Below are 19,811 nucleotides of genomic sequence, written 5' to 3' on the forward strand. Positions count from 1 at the left end.
CGCGCGCGCCCCCTGCCCCGCTATCCGGCAAAGCGCGCCGGCATCAGCCCGCGCAGCGCATTGCCCACCCACAGCCGCACGCGCGGCAGATCCTCGGCCCGCAGCACCTCTTCCGGCACCGCCATCTCGGCCCGCAACACCCCGGGCAACAGCCCCGACGACACAGGCGGCGTCCGCATCCCCTGCCCGCGGTCGAAAAAGACCGTGGTGATGGTCCCGTCACAGACCTCGTCCCGCTCGTTCAGGAAGACCACCTCGTCCAACCCCTCAGGGAGCGCCGCCCGCGCCGCGTCATAGACCCCGCGCCGCGTCGACTTCACCCGCAGCCACGGATCGCCCGAGGCCAGCCGCGCCCCCGCCAGCCCCACGCGCCATTCCGCCCGTGCGGCAGGCAGCGCGGCCACCGTCACCTCGACATCCCCCGCAAGGCCCATGGTCAGCCGCACCCGCAGCGGCCCGTCCCCCACCGCCGCGCGCAATGCCCGCTCCACCGCAACCGCGTCATGGGCAAAGCCCAGCGTCTCAGCCCCCGCCGCCAGCCGCGCCAGATGCAGGGGCAGCCGCGGAAACCGCGCCCCGTCCCACAGCAGCGTCTCGATCAGACGCGCCGTTCCAGCCCTTCCGCGTAACGCGCCTTCCACAGCGCCTCCTCCCATTCGCCCGCCGCCGTGCTGTCCTGCACCACGCCGCCGCCCACATTCAGCACCACGCGCCCCTCGGGGAACAGCGACAGCGTGCGGATCGCCACGTTCCACGCGGCATCCCCCCCCGGCGCCATCCAGCCCATCGCCCCGCAATAGACTCCCCGCGCCCGCCCCTCGACCTCGCGGATGATCTCCATCGCGCGGATCTTCGGCGCCCCCGTGATCGACCCGCAGGGAAAAAGCGCCGCCATCAGCCCGCCCAGATCGGCCCCCGCCACCAGCCGCCCCTGCACGGTCGAACTCATCTGGTGCACCGTGGCGAAAGGCTCCACCGCGAACAGCTCGGGCACCTTGACCGACCCCACCTCGGAGATCCGCGCGATGTCGTTGCGCAGCAGATCGACGATCATCAGGTTCTCGGCCCGCGCCTTTTCCGATGCCGCCAGCTCCGCCGCCAGCGCCGCATCCCGCACGGGGTCCGGATCGCGCGGGGCCGTCCCCTTCATGGGCCGCGCCGAAATCACGCCCCCCTCCACGCGGAAGAACAGCTCGGGCGAGCGCGAGATGACCACCGGCCCCGCCCCCAGATCGGCATAGACGCCGTATCCCACCGCCTGCCGCGCCCGAAGCTTGCCATAAAGACCCAGCGCCGTGCCCGCCTCCAGCCGCGCCGACAGCGGGAAGGTCAGGTTGATCTGGTAGCAATCCCCCGCCGCGATATAGTCCGCCACCCGCGCAAAGGCCGCGTCATAGCGCCCGCGCCCGATCCCCCGCCGCAGCCCCGACAGCCGCGCCTGCCCCGCCTCGGCCCCCGCCCGCGCCAGCACCGGCCCCGCATCGCGCGGCCCGTCAAAGAGGCCCAGCGCCACCAGCGGCCCCGACCGCCGCCGCGGCATCAGCCCCGCCAGCTTCGGCTCCAGCGCATAGCCCGCCTCGTAGGCGACATAGCCCGCAACCCACGCCCCCGCCGCCCGCGCGGCATCGGCACGGGCAAAGGCCGCGCGCACCTGATCGGCCCGCCGCGCCACGATCACCTCGCGGGCTTCGTCGAAAAGCGCAGGCTCTCCGCCCGGACCATGTTCGAAAAGGATCACGCGACCCAACTCCCCTGCATCGCGGGCCGAGATAGCACCCCCCCCGTGCCCCGACCAGCCCATGCGCGACACCCTGCCGCCCCGAACCGCCCGCCGCAGGCATTTTCCGACGCAGAAAATGCCGCGAAATCCGGCACAGATTTCGCCTCCAAGCGCGCGACGCCAGCCACCCGCAAAATTCTGCGCCAGAATTTTGCGCGATTTCTGCGACAGAAATCGCTGACCGCCACAACCGCTTGCGCCGCGCCCCCTACTCCCCTAAACCCCCGTCAATTTGCGCGAAGCACGAATCCACCACCCGCTGCACTCATGCTGCGGGATGGCACATGCGGGACAGGACCATGCCGAAAAGAACCGATATCTCCTCCATCATGATCATCGGCGCCGGTCCCATCGTCATCGGGCAGGCCTGCGAATTCGACTATTCGGGCGCACAGGCCTGCAAGGCGCTGCGCGAGGAAGGCTACCGCGTCATCCTCGTCAACTCGAACCCCGCGACGATCATGACCGATCCGGGTCTTGCCGACGCGACCTATATCGAACCCATCACCCCCGAAGTCGTCGCCAAGATCATCGAAAAGGAACGCCCCGACGCGCTCCTTCCCACCATGGGCGGCCAGACCGGCCTGAACACGGCGCTGGCACTCGCCGACATGGGCGTGCTGGAAAAATTCGGCGTGGAACTGATCGGCGCCAACCGTCAGGCCATCGAAATGGCCGAAGACCGCAAGCTCTTCCGCGAGGCGATGGATCGCATCGGCCTTGAAAACCCCAAGGCCACCATCGTCGCCGCCCCCAAACTGCCCTCCGGCAAATACGACATCGCCGCCGGCGTGGCCGAAGCCATGGCCGCGCTGGAATATGTCGGCCTGCCCGCCATCATCCGCCCCGCCTTCACCCTTGGCGGCACCGGCGGCGGCGTGGCCTACAACCGCGACGATTACGAGGCCATCGTGAAATCCGGCCTCGAGGCATCGCCCGTCGCGCAGGTGCTGGTGGATGAATCCCTCCTCGGCTGGAAGGAATACGAGATGGAGGTGGTGCGCGACCGCGCCGACAACGCCATCATCGTCTGCTCCATCGAAAACGTCGATCCGATGGGCGTGCATACGGGCGACAGCATCACCGTCGCGCCTGCGCTGACGCTGACCGACAAGGAATACCAGATCATGCGCAACGGCTCCATCGCCGTGCTGCGCGAGATCGGGGTGGAAACCGGCGGGTCCAACGTGCAATGGGCCATCAACCCCGCCGATGGCCGCATGGTCGTGATCGAGATGAACCCCCGCGTCTCGCGCTCCTCGGCGCTGGCCTCCAAGGCCACGGGGTTCCCCATCGCGAAAATCGCCGCGAAACTCGCCGTGGGCTACACGCTGGACGAGCTGGACAACGACATCACCAAGGTCACGCCCGCCTCGTTCGAGCCCTCGATCGACTACGTCGTCACCAAGATCCCCCGCTTCGCCTTCGAGAAATTCCCGGGCTCCGAGCCCAACCTCACCACCGCCATGAAATCGGTGGGCGAAGCCATGGCCATCGGCCGCACCATCCACGAATCCATGCAAAAGGCGCTGGCCTCGCTGGAAACCGGCCTGACCGGCTTTGACGAAATCGCCATACCCGGCGCACCGGACAAAGCCGCCATCATCAAGGCCCTGTCGCAGCAGACCCCCGACCGCCTCCGCGTCATCGCGCAGGCCATGCGCCACGGGCTGACCGATGACGACATCCAGTCCGCCACCGCATTCGATCCGTGGTTCCTCGCCCGCATCCGCGAAATCATCGACACCGAGGCGCAGGTCCGCAAGGACGGCCTTCCCGTCACCGCGGACGACCTGCGCCGCCTGAAAATGCTGGGCTTCACCGACGCCCGCCTTGCCAAACTCACCGGCCGGGACGAGGCGCAGGTCCGCCGCGCCCGCCGCAACCTCGGCGTCACCGCCGTGTTCAAGCGCATCGACACCTGCGCCGCCGAATTCGAGGCGCAGACGCCCTACATGTATTCCACCTATGAAAGCCCCGTCATGGGCGACGTGGAATGCGAAGCCCGCCCCTCGGGCGCGAAAAAGGTCGTCATCCTCGGCGGCGGCCCGAACCGCATCGGGCAGGGCATCGAATTCGACTATTGCTGCTGCCATGCCTGCTACGCGCTGACCGGCGCGGGCTATGAAACCATCATGGTCAACTGCAACCCCGAAACCGTGTCCACCGACTACGACACGTCGGACCGCCTGTACTTCGAACCCCTGACGCTGGAACACGTGCTGGAAATCCTGCGCGTGGAACAGGACAACGGCACGCTGCACGGCGTCATCGTGCAATTCGGCGGCCAGACCCCCCTGAAACTGGCGAACGCGCTGCATGAAGAGGGCATCCCGATCCTCGGCACCACGCCCGACGCGATCGACCTGGCCGAAGACCGCGAACGCTTCCAGCACCTGCTGCACGACCTCGGCCTGAAACAGCCCGAAAACGGCATCGCCCACAGCCGCGACGAGGCTTTCGCCATCGCAGCACAGGTGGGCTACCCCCTCGTCATCCGCCCCTCCTACGTCCTCGGCGGCCGCGCGATGGAAATCGTCCGCTCCGACGACCAGCTGGAACGCTACATTGCCACCGCCGTGCAGGTCTCGGGCACCTCGCCCGTGCTGCTCGACAGCTACCTCTCCGGCGCGGTGGAAGTGGACGTCGACGCCCTCTCGGACGGCGAGAACGTCCATGTCGCGGGCATCATGGAACATATCGAAGAGGCGGGCGTCCATTCCGGCGACAGCGCCTGCTGCCTGCCCCCCCACCAGCTCAGCACCGAAACGGTCGAGGAACTCAAGCGCCAGACCGTCCTCATGGCCCGCGCGCTGCATGTCGTCGGCCTGATGAACGTGCAATTCGCCATCAAGGACGGCGTCATCTACGTCCTCGAGGTGAACCCCCGCGCGTCCCGCACCGTGCCCTTCGTGGCCAAGGCGACGGACAGCGCCATCGCCTCCATCGCCGCCCGCCTCATGGCCGGCGAGCCGCTGTCGAACTTCCCCGAACGCGCGCCCTATCCGGCAGGCGTCGGCCCCGACAGCCCGCTGCCGCTGGCCGATGCGCTGACGCTGGCGAACCCCATCACGCCGTGGTTCAGCGTGAAGGAAGCCGTCCTCCCCTTCGCCCGCTTCCCCGGCGTCGACCCCCTCCTCGGCCCCGAGATGCGCTCGACGGGCGAGGTGATGGGCTGGGACCGCAGCTTCGCGCTGGCCTTCCTCAAGGCGCAGATGGGCGCGGGCACTATGCTGCCGGAATCGGGCCGCGTGTTCCTGTCGGTCAAGGACATGGACAAGACCGCAACGCTGGCCTCCGCCGCGCGCGACCTCATCGCCATGGGGTTCGAGATCGTGGCAACCAAGGGCACCGCCGACTGGCTGAAATCCCAAGGGGTCAAGGCCGAGGGGGTGAACAAGGTCTATGAAGGCCGCCCGAACATCGTCGACCGCCTGAAGAACGGCGACATCGCGCTGGTGCTGAACACGACCGACGGCACACAGGCGGTGTCCGACAGCCGCGACATCCGCCGCGTCGCGCTGATGGACAAGATCCCCTACTTCACCACCGCCGCCGCCTCCATCGCGGCAGTGGCGGCGATGAAGGCACGGGGCGAAGGGTACGGCGTGCGGACGTTGCAGGGGTAAGCCAAAGGCGGGGTGAACCCCGCCCTACGGCTCCTGAATGTAAAGAAACCAGCGCAACGGTCAGGTCCGCCCCGTGGCCCAAAGGTCCGCAGGACGGGCGCGCACGTCCCGCCCCACCGGGACGTGCGCGCCCCTACCGTCGGTCACGCGAAACGTGCCACTGGCACCTTTCGCGCGCCCTTGCACCAAAGCCGCGTAGGGCGGGATTCACCCCGCCATTCCGCCCCGCGTCACAACCCCACCCCCCTCACCCGCTCCTCCAGCCGCGCCCGCGCCTCCGCCTCGCGCTCCGCCGCATCCGGCCCCTCGCCCAGACCCATCACCCGCGCCGTCTCGCCCCACATCGGCCGCTCCCCCTCCACCGGCAGCCGGAACTGCGGCGCCGTCTCGGCCCCCCGGATCACCCCCGCCAGCCGCGCATGCATATAGGACCGCAGCACGCGGTTGATCCGCGGCCCATATCCCAAGCCCATCGACCGGAAGAACTTCACCACGTCGCGGTCCAGCCGCAGCGACACCCGCTCGGTCCCGCCCTGCGGCTCCTCCCGCGCGATTTCGTGCCACTCGGCCGGAATGCGCCCCGTCACCTCGATCCGGTGATGCAGGTCCCATTCCAGCCGCCGCATCGCGTCCGCCATATAGTGGTAATGCGCCGCCGCCTTGCCCCGCATCCTCGCCGGTTCCATCGCACCCTCCGCGTCCGATCAACCCGCCCACCCTGCCTGCCAGAGCTTGACGAAACCCGAACCCGCCGCGCGCCGCGTGCTGACAGCTTGCGGCACAGCCAGCGGCACGGACGACGTGACGGTTGACTTTGCACCCGAAAAGCCCCATCTCCCCCTCACGCCCGCCCTCCGCTGCCGCGTGAGCAGCCCGTTTAGGGAGCTGGACCGGGCCACAGGTTCCCACCTTCACGCAGGGGTTCCGCGCCGCGCGATCGGCGCACCCACTGCCACCGGCCGCCCTTGCTGCGGCCCCTCTTGGCCTATGAACAGGGCCGGAAAGACACGACACATGACCACTTTCGCCGACCTCGGCCTTTCGCCCAAGATTTTGAAAGCGCTGGAAAAAACCACCCTCAAACTGCCCACGCCGATTCAGGTGCAGGCCATCCCCCATGTGATGAAGGGCCGCGACCTGATGGGTCTGGCCCAGACCGGCACGGGCAAGACCGCCGCCTTCGGCCTGCCGCTCCTGCACCGCCTTCTGGACATCGGCCACCCGCCGGGCCCGCGCAACGTGCGCGCCCTGATCCTTGCCCCGACCCGCGAACTCGTCACGCAAATCTCTGACAACCTTACGATTTTCACCAAGGGCACCCCCGTCAAGGTGCTGACCGTGGTGGGCGGCGCGTCCCTCAACCGGCAGGCCATGGCGCTGGCGCGCGGGGCGGATGTGCTGGTGGCCACCCCCGGTCGCCTGATCGACCTTCTGGAACGCGGCGACGTCTCGCTGCAGAACACCGGCTATCTGGTGCTGGATGAGGCCGACCACATGCTCGACATGGGCTTCATCCATGCCCTGCGGAAGATCGCAAAGCATATCCCCCTGAAAAGACAGACACTTCTCTTCTCGGCCACCATGCCCAAGGATATCGAGGAGATCGCCGGAACCTACCTCCGCGACCCCGTCCGCGTGCAGGTGGCCCCCCCGGGCAAGCCCGCCGAAAAGATCGTCCAGGGCGTCCATTTCATCCCCAACGGCGACAAGGCGAAGCTGCTCGAGGACTATCTGAAAAAACATCCCGGCGAACAGGCGCTGGTTTTCGGCCGCACCAAGCACGGTTCAGAGAAACTTAGCAAATTGCTGGCACAATGGGGTTTCAAGGTCGGCTCCATCCACGGCAACAAAAGCCAGAACCAGCGTGACCGCACGCTGACCGAATTCCGAAATGGCGAGCTTGACGTGCTCGTCGCCACCGATGTCGCCGCGCGCGGCATCGACATTCCCGGCGTGCGGCATGTCTACAACTATGACCTGCCCAACGTGCCGGAAAACTACGTCCACCGCATCGGCCGCACGGCCCGTGCGGGGGCCGAGGGCAACGCCGTCGCCTTCTGCGCCCCGGCCGAGATGGGTGAGCTGCAAGCAATTGAAAAGGTTCTGAAAAAACAGATTCCGGTCATCGGCGGCGCCCCATGGGCCGCCGATATCGTGGCAGCCGCCCCGAAACCCGGCCAGAACCGCGGTCAACGTCCGGGCGGTGGCCGTCCGGGCCAGAAACCGCAGGGCAAGCCGCAGGGTTCCCGCCCCGAATTCCAGTCGCAGGCCCCCAAGCCCCAGCCGAAACAGGGCGCCAAACCCGCCCGCCCCATGGGCGGCGGCGGCAGCCCCACCCGCTCGGGCAACACGGGCAAGCCGCGCCAGCAAGGGCAAGGCGGACGCAGGGGCTAAGCCCTTTCATCCGTTCACAAATATCCTCGGGGGGTCCGGGGGGGCCGACAGCCCCCCGGGTTCTGCCCCCCCTAGCCACGCACGGGCCTTTGCGCTAATCCCCGCGCATGGCCAAGCTCTACTTCCATTACTCGACCATGAACGCAGGCAAATCGACCCTGCTCCTGCAAGCCTCGCACAACTACCGCGAGGGGGGGATGGCGACCTACCTGATCACCGCGCAGTTCGACAACCGCGCAGGGCAAGGCCGCATCGCCTCCCGCATCGGCATCGGCGAGGATGCCGACACCTTCGCCCCGGGCGAGGACATGTTCGAAAAGATCAGGAGCCGCCTGTCGCAAGGCCCCGTCGCCTGCATTTTCGTCGACGAAGCGCAATTCCTGTCCAAGGATCAGGTCTGGCAACTTGCCCGCGCGGTGGACGACCTGAAGGTCCCCGTGATGTGCTACGGCCTGCGCGTGGACTTCCAGGGCAACCTCTTCCCCGGCTCCGCCGCCCTGCTCGCCTGGGCGGATGAGATGCGCGAGGTCCGCACGATCTGCCATTGCGGGAAAAAGGCCACGATGGTCATCCGCCGCGGCCCCGACGGGCGGGCGCTGACGGCGGGCGAACAGGTGGTGATCGGCGGGAACGAGACCTATGTCAGCCTCTGCCGCAAACACTGGCGCGAAGCGGTGGGCGACGCGTAAGGCGTTGCGATAGAATAGAAAAAACGTTGGCGCAACGCGAGGGTGGCGGCCGCACCGCAGGGTGGCTGCACCTATACGTGCGGCCGCCCCGTGGGGGCGGTGCGGCCGCCACCCGGGCCATTGGGCCCGGGTGATCCCCGACCGTCACGCCCATGCGCTCTGAGCCCCGCGGACCAGCGCAGTCCCTACGCCCCCACCTCTTCCACCCGCCCCCTGAACGCGATCAGTGTCCCCGCCGCCACGATCATTACCATCCCAGACGCCGCCAGCGGCGCCAACCCCGTCCCCCACAGCACGAAGGTCCAGAAGGCCGAGGCCGGCAGGATCACATATTCCAGCACGCTCGCCTTGGCCGCATCGGTGATCTGATAGGCGCGGATCATCATTCCCACCCCCACCAGCGACCCCGTCGCCTGCACGAAAGTCCAGAAATAGAACGTCCCCGAAGGCGCAACCGGCCCGCGCTGCAGGAACCCCGCCGTCCCCTCGGGCACCGCCATCGGCGCCAGCGTCAGCACCGCCATCCCGATCGCCCCCAGCACCCCCAGCGCCACGAAGAACCCCGCGGTCAGCGTCGCCGCCTCCTCGCCCTCACACCATTCGCGCGTCGCGATATTGCCCATCGCATACATCGCCCCCGCCAGCACCGGCAGCACGGCAGGCAAGGACGCCCCCGCCATCGCCTCGGGCCCCAGCACAAGGATCACGCCCGCAAAGCCCAGCACCACCGCCACCACCTGCACCGGCCCGAAGCGATGCCCATAGACAAAGCGCGAGATCAGAAGCACCCAGATCGGCGCCGAAAACAGCCCCGCCGCCACCAGCGCCACATCCAGAAAGGCCAGCGCCCCGAAATAGATCAGCATGGCAAGCCCATGGATCGCCGACCGCCCCGCCACCCCCGCCCAGCGCTTGGGCCGCACGCGGAACCCCAGCGCATAGGACGCCACCCCCAGCAGCACCATCGCCATGCAGGTCCGCGTGAAGTGGAACTGCCACAGCCCGACCTCGGAGGCGATCACCCGCACGTAATTGTCGGTGAACCCGATCACCATCGCATAGACGAAGATGAACCCCGCCGCCGCCAGCGTCCTGTCGGAATTGCCCATGAAATTGCCTTTTCGTCCCTCTCGCATCCTCTGTGAAGCCTGCTAGGTTGCCCATTGCGCGCCCGAAAGCGACATGACGCATAATTATCAAGGGGAGAGTGACGGATGGGTTGGCTGGCCGACGAGACGGGTCTGGAAAAATGCGCGGCGAATTATGTCCCGCTCACACCGCTCAGTTTCCTCAAGCGCGCCGCCGACCTGCACGCGACCCGCACCGCCGTCGTCTGGAAATCCACCCGCCTGACCTATGCCGACTATGCCGGACAGGTGACGCGCCTCGCCTCGGCCCTTGCCCGCCACGGCATCGCGCCGGGCGATGTGGTGGCCACCCTCATGCCTAACATCCCGCCGCAGGCCGTGGCCCATTTCGGCGTCCCCGCCGCGGGTGCCATCCTGAACACGATCAACACCCGCCTCGACGCCGATACGGTGGCCTATATCTTCGGCCATGCAGGCGCAAAGATCGTGCTGTGCGACACGGCCTTCCTTCCGCTGGCCGAGGACGCCATCAAACGCATGGAAGGCCCCGCCCCCCGGATCATCGAGGTGGTGGACGAAGGCTTCACCGCATCGGGCCATTACCTGACCTGGGACGCGCTGCTGGAACAGGGCGACCCCGACGCGGCATGGATCATGCCGCAGGATGAATGGGAATCCATCGCCATCAACTACACCTCCGGCACCACGGGGCGGCCCAAGGGCGTGGTCTACCACCACCGCGGCGCCTATCTGTCCGCCACCGCCAACATCCTGTCATGGCGCATGGTGCTCCACCCCGTCTACCTGACCATCGTGCCGCTCTTCCATTGCAACGGCTGGACCCACACATGGATGACCCCCATCCTTGCCGGAACCCTCGTCTGCTGCCGCGACATCACGGCCAAGGCCATCTATGACGCCATCGCGGATGAGGGCGTCACCCATTTCGGCGGCGCGCCCATTGTCCTGAACACCATCATCAACGCCCCCGAAACCGACCGCCGCCCCTTCGACCATATCGTCGAAGTCTTCACCGCAGGCGCCCCGCCCCCCGCCGCCACCCTTGCCGCCTTCGAACCGCTGGGCTTCAACGTCACACAGGTCTACGGCCTGACCGAAACCTACGGCCCCGCCACCGAATGCACATGGCGCGACGAATGGAACGGCGCATCGAAAGACGACCGCGCCGCCTACAAGGCCCGCACCGGCATCGCCATGCCCATGCTCGAAGGGGCCGAGGTGCACGACACCCATGGCAACCCCGTCCCCCGCGACGGCGCGCATCTGGGCGAGATCGCCATGCGCGGCAACATGGTGATGAAGGGCTATTACAAGAACCCCAAGGCCACGGCCGAGGCCTTCAAGGGCGGCTGGTTCCGCTCCGGCGACATCGCCTTCCAGCATCCCGACGGCTATATCAAGATCACCGACCGCGCCAAGGACATCATCATCTCCGGCGGCGAAAACGTCAGCTCCGTCGAGGTCGAGGGCGCGCTGATGCACCACCCCGCCGTCCTGCTCTGCGCCGTGGTCGCCAAACCGGACGAGAAATGGGGCGAAGTGCCCTGCGCCTTCGTCGAGCTGAAACCGGGGCAGACCGCCACCGAGAAAGAGCTGATCGCCTTCTGCCGCGAACGTCTGGCGGGCTTCAAGACGCCGAAACACGTGGTCTTTGCCGAACTGCCCAAGACCTCGACCGGCAAGATCCAGAAATTCGAACTCCGCGCCGTGGCCAAACTGCTGGACGCCTGACAGTCGCTGCCGACGGCAGAGGGAGGCCAGCCCCCCGTTGCTTGTGGCGGACAGGGCGCTGCGGTAACGTCTGTTGCAACTGGACAGGACAGGCCAAGGCAGACCCCGCGCAATGACCGCGCTCACGAAATACCAGAGGCTGGAAAGCCCCGGCCTCTGGCGCGATGCGCCGGACGCGCAGCGGCGCGAGGTGGTCGTGGCCTTCCGCGACGCCACCCTCGTCCTCTCCGATCCGCGCAGCGAGCTTGCCCTGTCCCACTGGTCCCTGCCCGCCGTGGAACGGCTGAACCCCGGCGTGCTGCCCGCGCTCTACGCCCCCGGTTTCGACACGGACGAGACGCTGGAAATCGATGATGCCGACATGATCGCGGCGCTGGAAACCATCCGCGGCGCGCTGAAGAAGGGCAAGCCCCGCTCGGGCCGGCTGCGCGGCACGATCCTTGGCGGGGCGACGCTGGCCATCCTTGCCGTGGGCGCGATCTTCCTGCCCGACGCGCTGGTGCGCCACACCGCCGCCATGCTGCCCCCTGCCACCCGTCTGCAAATCGCGGGGCAGGCGCTGGCCGACATCACCCGCCTGACCGGCGCGCCCTGCTCCACCCCGCTTGGCAAACGGGCGCTGGACCTGCTGTCGGAACGGCTGTTCGGCGGGACCGGCGTGGAATTCGTCGTTCTGAAAGAGGGGCTGCCCCAAGCCGCCGCCCTGCCCGCCAATGTCATCCTGCTGGGCGCGCCGATGATCGACGCGGCGCAACTGCCCGATGCCCCCGCAGGCTTCGCCCTTGCCGAAACCCTGCGCGCCGAAACCGAAGACCCGATGCTGCCCATCCTGCGCCATGCGGGCCTTGCCGCCACCCTGCGGCTCCTGACCACCGGAACCCTGCCCGACGGCGCGCTGTCGGGCTATGGCGAGGCGTTCCTCGCCGCCCCCCGCCCCGCCCCTGCCGCCGAACCGCTGCTCTCCCGCTTCGACGCCGCCGCCGTCTCCTCCGCCGCCTATGGCTTCGCGCTGGACCCCACGGGGGAAAGCACGCTCGGCCTGATCGAGGCCGACCCCTATCGCGGCGGCACGCCCCGCGCGCTTCTGAATGTCGAGGATTGGGAGGCGCTCAAGTCCATCTGCAAGTGACAGCGCGCAGCCGCGCCCCCGTCACCGCAGGAAGGCATCGCCAAAGCCCGCTTCGCGCACCGTGCCCAGCGCGCCCTGCGCCTCGGCGGCCGATCCGAAGGGACCGGCCAGCACCACCTGCACCACCTTGCCCCCGATCCGCCCCTGCGACTGCGCCACCGGCAGACCCAGCGCCGCCAGCCGCGCCGCAGCGCCCGCCGCATTGGACACCACGCCAAAGCTGCCGACCTGCACATAGACGCGACCACCCGCCGCCTTCGGGGCCGCCGCCGCAGGCGCGTTCTTCGCCGACAGCACGACCTCGCCTTCGTTCACCCGCTGCCGGCGCGGCGCATCCGCGACCAGCGTCGCCGGAACCTTGCGCGTCCAGACCTGATCCTGCATCGCCTGCCCTTGGGCCGTGCCCACCCCGCGCAGCGGGTTCAGCCGGTCATCCTCCCACGCCACGCGATAGCCTTCGGGCACCGGCACAACGCCGGCCACCCGCGCACCCGGACGGCCATCCCCGATCCCCGACGGCTGGCCCAGCGGCACGACCGCACGCGGCGCCGCGACGGCGGGCGGCGTCAGCGACGCCCCCACCCCCGCCCCGCGCGGATAGACCGGCGCGCGCAGGCCATCCAGACTGCCATCCCCGCGCGTGCAGACCACGACACTGCCACCATTGGTCAGTTGCAGCCGCTGCGGCACGGGCGCCGACCGCGTGCACCCGATCCGGCTGCCCGAGAAGGACGGCTCCATGCTCCGCACCACCGGCAGCGGCGCGGGCGCTGCCAGCACGGGCGCGACACGCGGCATCGGTGCGGGGGCCGCCTGCGCGTTGCGGACCGGCGCGGGGACATAGCTTTCGGGTGGCGGCTCGGCCGCGCGCACCACGGGCTTCGGCGCGACCTGCGGCTTGGGCGCGGCAGCCACGGCAGGGGCAGGCGCGGGCGCAGGCGCCGCCGCCACGGCCACGGGCTTGCCGCCGCCAAAGGTGGGCGGATAGCCGCACATCGCCTTGCGGTTCTGGTCCACGCGCGGCACCCAGTTCACCGCCCCGCCGATTCCGGCGCGCAGGAAGACGCAGCCGCGGCTGTCGACGAATTGCTGTCCACGGAAATCCGCCGGAGGCCGCTCGCGCGGCCCGCCCACATCGGCGGCAGTTTGGGCGAGGGCGCCGAAAACACCCAGAGCCGAGGCCAGAACGGCCCCGACAAAAACCTTCACGAACATGACTACCCCCCAGTAGCGTGGCCAGATCATGCAACGGGAGAGGGGTCGGGGTAAAGGGGGCTCAACCCGTTATTTTGTACCGAACATCCGGTCGCCCGCATCCCCTAGACCCGGAACGATATAGCCATGGTCGTTCAGATGGCTGTCGACCGAGGCCGTCACGATCGGCACATCGGGATGGGCTTCCTTCATCCGCGCGATCCCTTCGGGCGCGGCCAGCAGGCACAGGAAGCGGATGTTCCGCGCGCCCTTCTGCTTGATCAGGTCCACCGCCGCCGCACTGGAATTGCCGGTGGCCAGCATCGGATCGACCACGATGGTCACCCGATCCTCCAGCTGTTCGGGCAGCTTGCAGTAATACTGCACCGGTTGCAGCGTCTGCGGATCGCGGTACAGCCCCACGAACCCCACCCGCGCCGCCGGAACCAGCTCCAGTATCCCGTCCAGCAACCCGTTCCCCGCCCGCAGGATCGACACCAGCGCCAGCTTCTTGCCCTCGATCGCGGGGGCATCCATCTCGCACAGCGGCGTCTCGATCCGCTTGGTGGTCATCGGCAGTTCCCGCGTGACCTCATAGGCCAGCAGCAGGCTGATTTCCCGCAGCAGCTGCCTGAAGGACGCGGTCGAGGTGTCCTTCTCGCGCATCAGCGTCAGCTTGTGCTGGACCAGCGGATGGGAAACGACTGTCAGATGGTCAAGCATCGCGGGCCTCCAGCTTTTTCTTGATGCGCTCCCGCGTATCGCCATCGCAGAAGGCGGCGTCAAGCGAGGTGCGCGCGATCCCGTCAAAAACCCCCTCGTCCCAGTCGAAGGCGGCGTTCAGCCGGTCATATTCCCGCGCCATGGTGGTGTGGAAGAAGGGCGGATCGTCGGTCGACACCGTCACCTTCACGCCCCTGCGGTGCAACTCTCCGATGGGATGCTTGCGCCAGTCGGGATAGATGCCCAGCGCGATGTTCGATCCCGGGCAGACCTCCAGCACGATCCCCCGCTCGGCCAGTTCATCGACCAGCGCCAGATCCTCGATCGCCCGCACGCCATGCCCGATCCGCTCCACCCCCAGATCGCGCACGGCATCGCGCACCGACTCCGGCCCGCCCCATTCCCCCGCATGGGCGGTCAGCCGCAACCCCGCCTCGCGCGCGCAGTCGAAGGACCACAGGTAATCCTTGGGCTTGCCCACCTTCTCGTCGCCCGCGATGCCGAAACCCACGATCCAGTCCCCCGCCGTCTCGGCCGCACAAAGCGCGGTTTCCCGCGCCTTCTCGGGGCCGAAATGCCGGATGCAGGTGATGATCCCCCGCAGGGTGATGCCCATCTCCCGTTCGGCCCTGTCTGCCGCCTCGCGCATGGCATGCAGGTATTCCCGCCACGCGCCCACATCGCGGCCCCCGCAGAAATCGGGGGAAAGGAAGGTCTCGCTATAGACAACCCCGGACTTCGCACTCTCCTCCAGCACCGCCAGCACCAGCCGCGCGTAATCGTCCGGAGTCGTCAGGACAGACGTCGCCGCCTCGTAAACCTTCAGGAAATCCCAGAAATCCTTGTACCTGTAATTCCCCCGCTCATCAAAAATCCCGCCGATATCGGCCTTCTTCTCCTGCGCCAGCCCGCGGATGAAGGCGGGCGGCGCCGCCCCCTCCAGATGCAGGTGCAATTCCACCTTCGGCATGGTCGAAATCACAGGAAGCTCCTCCCCGGCCCTTGCGCCGCAATCCCCAGATGCGCCGCGACCGACGCCCCCACATCGACAAACCCGCACAGCCCGAAACTGCCGCCCCCCGCGCCATGACAGACCACCGGCACCCTCTCGCGCGTGTGCTCCGTCCCGCGGAAGGTCGGATCATTGCCATGATCCGCCGTGAACACCGCCAGATCCCCGGGCCCCAGCCGCGCCAGAAACGCCCCCACCCGCGCATCGAACCATTCGAGCTGCCGCGCATAGCCCGCCACATCGCGGCGATGCCCGAAATTCGTGTCGAACTCGACAAAGTTGGCAAAGGTCAAGGACCCCTCCTCCGCCTCTGCCCCCAGCCGGTCCAGATGATCGAAAAGGGCAGCATCATCCTTGCCCTTGTGCAGGTGCGAAATCCCCCGATGGCTGAAGATATCGCCAATCTTCCCCACCGCATGCGTCACCCGCCCCGCCACCTGCACCCAATCCAGCAGCGTCGGCGCGGGAGGCGCAATCGCGAAATCTCGCCGGTTCCCCGTGCGCCGGAAATCCCCCGGCGCGCCCACGAAAGGCCGCGCAATCGCCCGCCCGACCTTCATCGCATGCAGCCGCGGCGCCAGATCACGACACAGCGCCACCAGCCGCTCCAGCCCGAACACCTCTTCATGCGCGGCAATCTGGAAGACCGAGTCCGCGCTGGTATAGCAGATCGGCCACCCCGTCCGCAGATGCTCGGCCCCCAGCCGGTCGATGATCTCGGTCCCCGAGGCGTGGCAGTTGCCCAATATCCCCGCAACCCCCGCCAACCGGCAAACCTCCGCCACCAGATCGTCGGGAAAGGCCGGAACCGTATCGGGGAAATAGGTCCAGTCCCACGGCACCGGCACCCCCGCCAGTTCCCAATGCCCCGACGGCGTATCCTTGCCCCGCGACACTTCGGTCGCAGCACCCCAGCGCCCCGCAGGCACCGCCGTCAAACCCGGCATCGCATGGCCCGAGGCCAGCCTGACCGCCGCCCCCAGCCCCAGCGCATCGAGGTTCGGCACAGACAACGGCCCGCTCCGCCCCTCCTCCGCGCGCCCCTCCGCACAGGCCGCCGCGATATGGCCCAGCGTGTTGGACTCCGCATCGCCAAAGGCATCGGCATCCGGCGCGCCCCCGCAGCCCACGGAATCCATCACCACCAGAAAGGCCCGCGCCATCATCCCACCCGCTTCAACACCAAAGGCGGCTCGTCCGGCGCGGATGTCCCCACGCGATAGGCCGCCTGCACTGACTTGACCGCCCGCTCCGCCGCCGCCTGATCGGCCGCATGGACCATGGCCAGCGGCACGCCCCGCGACACGCCCTCGCCCAGACCTGCCAGATCGCTCAACCCCACCGACGGGTTGATCCGGTCCCCCTCGCGCAGCCGTCCCCCGCCCAGATGCACCACCGCCTCGCCCAAGGCCCGCCCGTCGATCGCCACGATGAACCCGTCGCTGTCACAGGGCACCTCCAGCACGACAGGCGCGCTCGGCAACCGGTCCGGCCAGCGCTCCACGAAATCGGCAGGCCCGCCCTGCGCCGCGACCATCCGCCCGAACCACTCCGCCGCCTGCCCGTTCTCCAGCGCCTCGATGATCCGCCCCTCGCCATCCTCGGCATCCGCCGCCAACCCGCCCAGCGCCAGCGCCTCGCCCCCCAAAGCCGCCGTCAGATCCCACAGCGCCACGTTGACGGATGTCCCCGTCAGCGTCTCCATCACCTCGATCACCTCCAGCGCATTGCCCGCCGCCGTGGCCAGCGGCTGGCTCATGTCGGTCACCAAGGCCCGCGTCATGCACCCCGCTCCCTGCGCCGTGGTGACCAGCGCCCGCGCCAGTTCCTCCGCCTTCTCCAGCGTATCCATGAACGCGCCCGACCCGCATTTCACATCTAGAACCAGCGCCTCCAGCCCCGCCGACAGCTTCTTCGACAGGATCGACGCCGTGATCAGGTCCACGCTCTCCACCGTCGAGGTGACATCGCGGATCGCATAAAGCCGCTTGTCCGCCGGCGCGATCTCGGCACTCGCCGCCACGATGGCACAGCGCACCTCGCCCACCTGCCGCCTGAGCGCCTCCTCGCCCAACCCCGTGCGGAACCCCGGAATCGCCTCCAGCTTGTCCAGCGTCCCGCCGGTATGGCCCAAGCCCCGCCCCGAAATCATCGGCACATAGGCGCCACAGGCCGCCAAGGCGGGCGCCAGAAGCAGCGACACGCAATCCCCGATCCCGCCCGTGGAATGCTTGTCGATCACAGGCCCGTTCAGGTCCCACTCCAGCACCCGCCCCGAATCCCGCATCGCCCGCGTCAGTGCGACGCGCCCCGCCTCGCCCAGACCCCGCAGCAGGACGGCCATCGCAAAGGCCCCCGCCTGCGCGTCGCTCACCGTGCCATCCGCCAGCCCGCGCGCGAACCAGCCCAGCTCGTCCGCCGAAGGCTGCCCCCCGTCCCGCAGCTTCGCGATGATCGCCCGCGCGTCCACCTCAGGCCCGGTCCATATGCGCGGCGGTGAACACCCCGGGCAGCAACTCCGCCACCGTCATCACCCGCGCCTTCCCGTCCGTGGTGCAGAGCGTGACCTTCACGTCCTGCGCGGCGAATTCCGCGATCTTCTGCCGACAGCCGCCGCAGGGCGGCACCGGCTCAGGACTGTCGGCAATCACGCAGACCTCCGCGATCCGCAGCCCTCCGCCCGCCACCATCGCGGCAATCGCCCCCGCCTCGGCGCAAGTGCCCTCGGGATAGGCGACATTTTCCACATTGCAGCCGGTGAAGACCGCCCCGTCGACCGTCCGCAGCGCGGCCCCGACCTTGAAACGGGAATAGGGCGCATAGGCCCGCTCGCGGACCTCGGTCGCTCTGGCAAGAAGGGTCATGGGGCGCGGCTCCTGCAAAATCTGACCGGATGGTCACAGTCTGGAAGGCTGCGCCCCGATTGGCAAGCAGTCACGATTTGCCCGTGAAGGATCAGGGGGGCTTTGCGCCCCCCTCGGCGCGTGCCGCGCCTCACCCCCCGCAGGATATTTCCGGACGGAAAATGGAAAACACTCCGCCCGGAACCCGGACGGAGTGCCATTTCCCGTCGCGGTCATCGGCGTCCCCGCCTGTACCGCAAGCCCGACTTTCTCCCACGCCGGTTAAGGAACCCTGAACGCGCCCGCATTTTCCGTCGACAAATATCCTCAGGGGAGTCGCCGCGCCCGCGCGGCGACGGGAGAAGAATGCCCCCCGATGCATGGCGTGCGGGCGGCACGCCCGCGCCGTCAGATCACCGTGGTTGCGGGATTGCCCGGCAAGGTCACCTCCAGCAGCTCCAGATCCCCCGTCGGATCGGCATAGCGCGTGGCCATCCCCGGCGGGATGACAAAGGCATCGCCGGGCGACAGGCGGAAGGGGTCCTTCCCCTCGCCCTCCAGCACGAAGCTCCCCGACATCACGAAACAGAACAGGATATTCCCGCCATGCTTCGTCCATGCCGTCCCGCCCCCGTCAGGCCGCGCCACCATCACCGACGCCACCCCCTTCGTCGCCTCATGGATCCCCGTATCCCGCGCCACAAAGCCCGGCAGGCGGAAGGGGCGGAACACCCCTTTCGCGCCCTGATCATGGACGAAGCGCTGGCCCTGCCATTCGCGGTCCGGCCGCAGATGGGGGGTCGGCAGTACCATCTCGTGGTCGATCTCGGTGATATGCTCGGCCGGCACCCCGATCTCGATCACCTCGATCCCGTCGCTGGCATGCAGCACGCGATGCCGGATCTCGGGCGGCTGAATGAAGCAATCCCCGGCCGTGAGCCGGATCGGTGGCCCCTGATCCTCATAGACCACATCGACCCAGCCATTGATGCAGAAGATCAGCTGGAAGCCCACCTTGTGGAAATGCACCATGTCGGGCACCGGCCCGCCATCGGGGATGCGGATATGCGATGCGATCATCGCGCCGCCCAGACGCGACGGCACCAGATCGCGGTACTGCATCCCCGCCCGCCCGATGATCCAGGGCGCCTGTTCCGCCAGCCGCCGCACGACGAAGGCATGTTCCGTCGGCGGCAGCACCAAGGGCGGGTTGGCCTGGTCGATCTCCACCCGCGTGCCGTTGGGCGCGACCAGCAACCGCTCGCCCCCCGCGAACCCCTCCTCATCCGTCAGGATCCGCACCGTCCCCGGATGCTCCACCGCCCCCTTCTGGATACGCAGGCGCAACCCGTGCCCCGACAGCACCGCCACTTCCGGGTTGTCGGCCGGATAGATCATGTCCAGCCGGAACCCCAGCTTCTTCGTCCAGAACGGCAGGTCGTCGCGCAATTCCTGCGTCGGCAACCGCACCTCGGCCCGCGTTTCGCCTTTGACTTCGAACATCTTCCCCTCCGTCCATCGCTGCGAAGAATGGCCGCGCCTTCCGGGGATTTGCAAGCGGGGCCGAAAACGCCTATT

Annotated in this window: 16 protein-coding genes; 5 read left to right on the forward strand and 11 right to left on the reverse strand. The window is 68.3% G+C overall.

Annotated elements, in window-relative coordinates:
• Window positions 1-20: 20 nt before the first annotated feature.
• Both GU927_RS06450 and GU927_RS06455 read right to left on the reverse strand, forming a co-directional pair.
• The gene (locus tag GU927_RS06450) at window positions 21-641 is read right to left on the reverse strand and encodes an aminotransferase class IV family protein (RefSeq protein ID WP_232489142.1); all 621 of its coding nucleotides are present in this window, start codon (window positions 639-641) and stop codon (window positions 21-23) included.
• Complete coding sequence (locus GU927_RS06455) at window positions 599-1,738, reverse strand: aminodeoxychorismate synthase component I (RefSeq protein ID WP_161761772.1); 1,140 nt, start codon at window positions 1,736-1,738, stop codon at window positions 599-601. The genes GU927_RS06450 and GU927_RS06455 overlap by 43 nt, the downstream gene beginning before the upstream one ends.
• Window positions 1,739-2,079: 341 nt before the next feature.
• Here GU927_RS06455 and carB point away from each other — a divergent pair, with 341 nt between their 5' ends.
• Window positions 2,080-5,409 carry a carbamoyl-phosphate synthase large subunit gene (carB, locus tag GU927_RS06460; protein ID WP_161761535.1) on the forward strand — a complete coding sequence of 1,110 codons (3,330 nt, stop codon included), beginning with the start codon at window positions 2,080-2,082 and terminating at the stop codon, window positions 5,407-5,409.
• A 230-nt stretch (window positions 5,410-5,639) separates the two neighbouring features.
• On the opposite strand, the gene GU927_RS20455 is transcribed toward carB, so the two are convergent.
• Window positions 5,640-6,095, reverse strand: coding sequence for a BrnA antitoxin family protein (locus GU927_RS20455; RefSeq protein ID WP_161761536.1), 456 nt, complete (start codon window positions 6,093-6,095; stop codon window positions 5,640-5,642).
• 328 nt (window positions 6,096-6,423) lie between these two features.
• Between GU927_RS20455 and GU927_RS06470 the strand changes: the two genes are divergently transcribed.
• Both GU927_RS06470 and GU927_RS06475 read left to right on the forward strand, forming a co-directional pair.
• Complete coding sequence (locus GU927_RS06470) at window positions 6,424-7,803, forward strand: DEAD/DEAH box helicase (RefSeq protein ID WP_161761537.1); 1,380 nt, start codon at window positions 6,424-6,426, stop codon at window positions 7,801-7,803.
• Between the two features lie 107 nt (window positions 7,804-7,910).
• Window positions 7,911-8,492 (forward strand): thymidine kinase, encoded by a 582-nt coding sequence (locus GU927_RS06475; protein WP_161761538.1) that lies wholly within the window; start codon window positions 7,911-7,913, stop codon window positions 8,490-8,492.
• A gap of 185 nt (window positions 8,493-8,677) precedes the next feature.
• Here the strand turns inward: GU927_RS06475 and GU927_RS06480 are convergent, their stop codons facing one another.
• Window positions 8,678-9,601: a DMT family transporter gene (locus GU927_RS06480; RefSeq protein WP_161761539.1), complete on the reverse strand. Its 924-nt coding sequence runs from the start codon at window positions 9,599-9,601 to the stop codon at window positions 8,678-8,680.
• Window positions 9,602-9,706: 105 nt separating this feature from the next.
• Here GU927_RS06480 and GU927_RS06485 point away from each other — a divergent pair, with 105 nt between their 5' ends.
• The gene (locus GU927_RS06485) at window positions 9,707-11,332 is read left to right on the forward strand and encodes an AMP-binding protein (RefSeq protein WP_161761540.1); all 1,626 of its coding nucleotides are present in this window, start codon (window positions 9,707-9,709) and stop codon (window positions 11,330-11,332) included.
• A gap of 112 nt (window positions 11,333-11,444) precedes the next feature.
• Window positions 11,445-12,461, forward strand: coding sequence for a hypothetical protein (locus GU927_RS06490; RefSeq protein ID WP_161761541.1), 1,017 nt, complete (start codon window positions 11,445-11,447; stop codon window positions 12,459-12,461).
• Window positions 12,462-12,482: 21 nt separating this feature from the next.
• On the opposite strand, the gene GU927_RS06495 is transcribed toward GU927_RS06490, so the two are convergent.
• The 7 genes from GU927_RS06495 to GU927_RS06525 all read right to left on the reverse strand — a co-directional run bounded on the left by GU927_RS06495 (window position 12,483) and on the right by GU927_RS06525 (window position 19,736).
• Window positions 12,483-13,706, reverse strand: coding sequence for an SPOR domain-containing protein (locus GU927_RS06495; RefSeq protein WP_217765550.1), 1,224 nt, complete (start codon window positions 13,704-13,706; stop codon window positions 12,483-12,485).
• Window positions 13,707-13,745: 39 nt separating this feature from the next.
• The gene (gene upp / locus GU927_RS06500; RefSeq protein WP_161761543.1) at window positions 13,746-14,378 is read right to left on the reverse strand and encodes a uracil phosphoribosyltransferase; all 633 of its coding nucleotides are present in this window, start codon (window positions 14,376-14,378) and stop codon (window positions 13,746-13,748) included.
• A complete protein-coding gene (locus tag GU927_RS06505; RefSeq protein ID WP_161761773.1) occupies window positions 14,371-15,348 on the reverse strand; it encodes an adenosine deaminase in 978 nt (325 codons plus the stop codon). Before GU927_RS06505 ends, upp begins: the two co-directional genes overlap by 8 nt.
• An 8-nt stretch (window positions 15,349-15,356) precedes the next feature.
• Window positions 15,357-16,553: a phosphopentomutase gene (locus GU927_RS06510; RefSeq protein ID WP_161761544.1), complete on the reverse strand. Its 1,197-nt coding sequence runs from the start codon at window positions 16,551-16,553 to the stop codon at window positions 15,357-15,359.
• Entirely contained in the window at window positions 16,553-17,860 is a 1,308-nt protein-coding gene (locus GU927_RS06515) for a thymidine phosphorylase (protein WP_161761545.1), read from the reverse strand. Before GU927_RS06515 ends, GU927_RS06510 begins: the two co-directional genes overlap by 1 nt.
• A 1-nt stretch (window position 17,861) precedes the next feature.
• A complete protein-coding gene (locus GU927_RS06520; protein WP_161761546.1) occupies window positions 17,862-18,254 on the reverse strand; it encodes a cytidine deaminase in 393 nt (130 codons plus the stop codon).
• A 387-nt stretch (window positions 18,255-18,641) separates the two neighbouring features.
• A complete protein-coding gene (locus tag GU927_RS06525; protein ID WP_161761547.1) occupies window positions 18,642-19,736 on the reverse strand; it encodes a cupin domain-containing protein in 1,095 nt (364 codons plus the stop codon).
• Window positions 19,737-19,811 lie beyond the last annotated feature (75 nt).

Source organism: Paragemmobacter amnigenus, assembly GCF_009908265.2.
GTDB lineage: Bacteria > Pseudomonadota > Alphaproteobacteria > Rhodobacterales > Rhodobacteraceae > Paragemmobacter > Paragemmobacter amnigenus.

What these genes read in the sequence shown, in the direction of transcription:
- GU927_RS06485 (WP_161761540.1), top strand. Translation starts at nt 9,707, where the DNA reads ATGGGTTGGCTGGCCGACGAGACGGGTCTGGAAAAATGCGCGGCGAAT.
- GU927_RS20455 (WP_161761536.1), bottom strand. Translation starts at nt 6,095, where the DNA reads ATGGAACCGGCGAGGATGCGGGGCAAGGCGGCGGCGCATTACCACTAT.
- GU927_RS06470 (WP_161761537.1), top strand. Translation starts at nt 6,424, where the DNA reads ATGACCACTTTCGCCGACCTCGGCCTTTCGCCCAAGATTTTGAAAGCG.
- carB (WP_161761535.1), top strand. Translation starts at nt 2,080, where the DNA reads ATGCCGAAAAGAACCGATATCTCCTCCATCATGATCATCGGCGCCGGT.
- GU927_RS06510 (WP_161761544.1), bottom strand. Translation starts at nt 16,553, where the DNA reads ATGGCGCGGGCCTTTCTGGTGGTGATGGATTCCGTGGGCTGCGGGGGC.
- GU927_RS06505 (WP_161761773.1), bottom strand. Translation starts at nt 15,348, where the DNA reads ATGCCGAAGGTGGAATTGCACCTGCATCTGGAGGGGGCGGCGCCGCCC.
- GU927_RS06520 (WP_161761546.1), bottom strand. Translation starts at nt 18,254, where the DNA reads ATGACCCTTCTTGCCAGAGCGACCGAGGTCCGCGAGCGGGCCTATGCG.
- GU927_RS06480 (WP_161761539.1), bottom strand. Translation starts at nt 9,601, where the DNA reads ATGGGCAATTCCGACAGGACGCTGGCGGCGGCGGGGTTCATCTTCGTC.
- GU927_RS06525 (WP_161761547.1), bottom strand. Translation starts at nt 19,736, where the DNA reads ATGTTCGAAGTCAAAGGCGAAACGCGGGCCGAGGTGCGGTTGCCGACG.
- GU927_RS06475 (WP_161761538.1), top strand. Translation starts at nt 7,911, where the DNA reads ATGGCCAAGCTCTACTTCCATTACTCGACCATGAACGCAGGCAAATCG.
- GU927_RS06495 (WP_217765550.1), bottom strand. Translation starts at nt 13,706, where the DNA reads ATGATCTGGCCACGCTACTGGGGGGTAGTCATGTTCGTGAAGGTTTTT.
- GU927_RS06490 (WP_161761541.1), top strand. Translation starts at nt 11,445, where the DNA reads ATGACCGCGCTCACGAAATACCAGAGGCTGGAAAGCCCCGGCCTCTGG.
- upp (WP_161761543.1), bottom strand. Translation starts at nt 14,378, where the DNA reads ATGCTTGACCATCTGACAGTCGTTTCCCATCCGCTGGTCCAGCACAAG.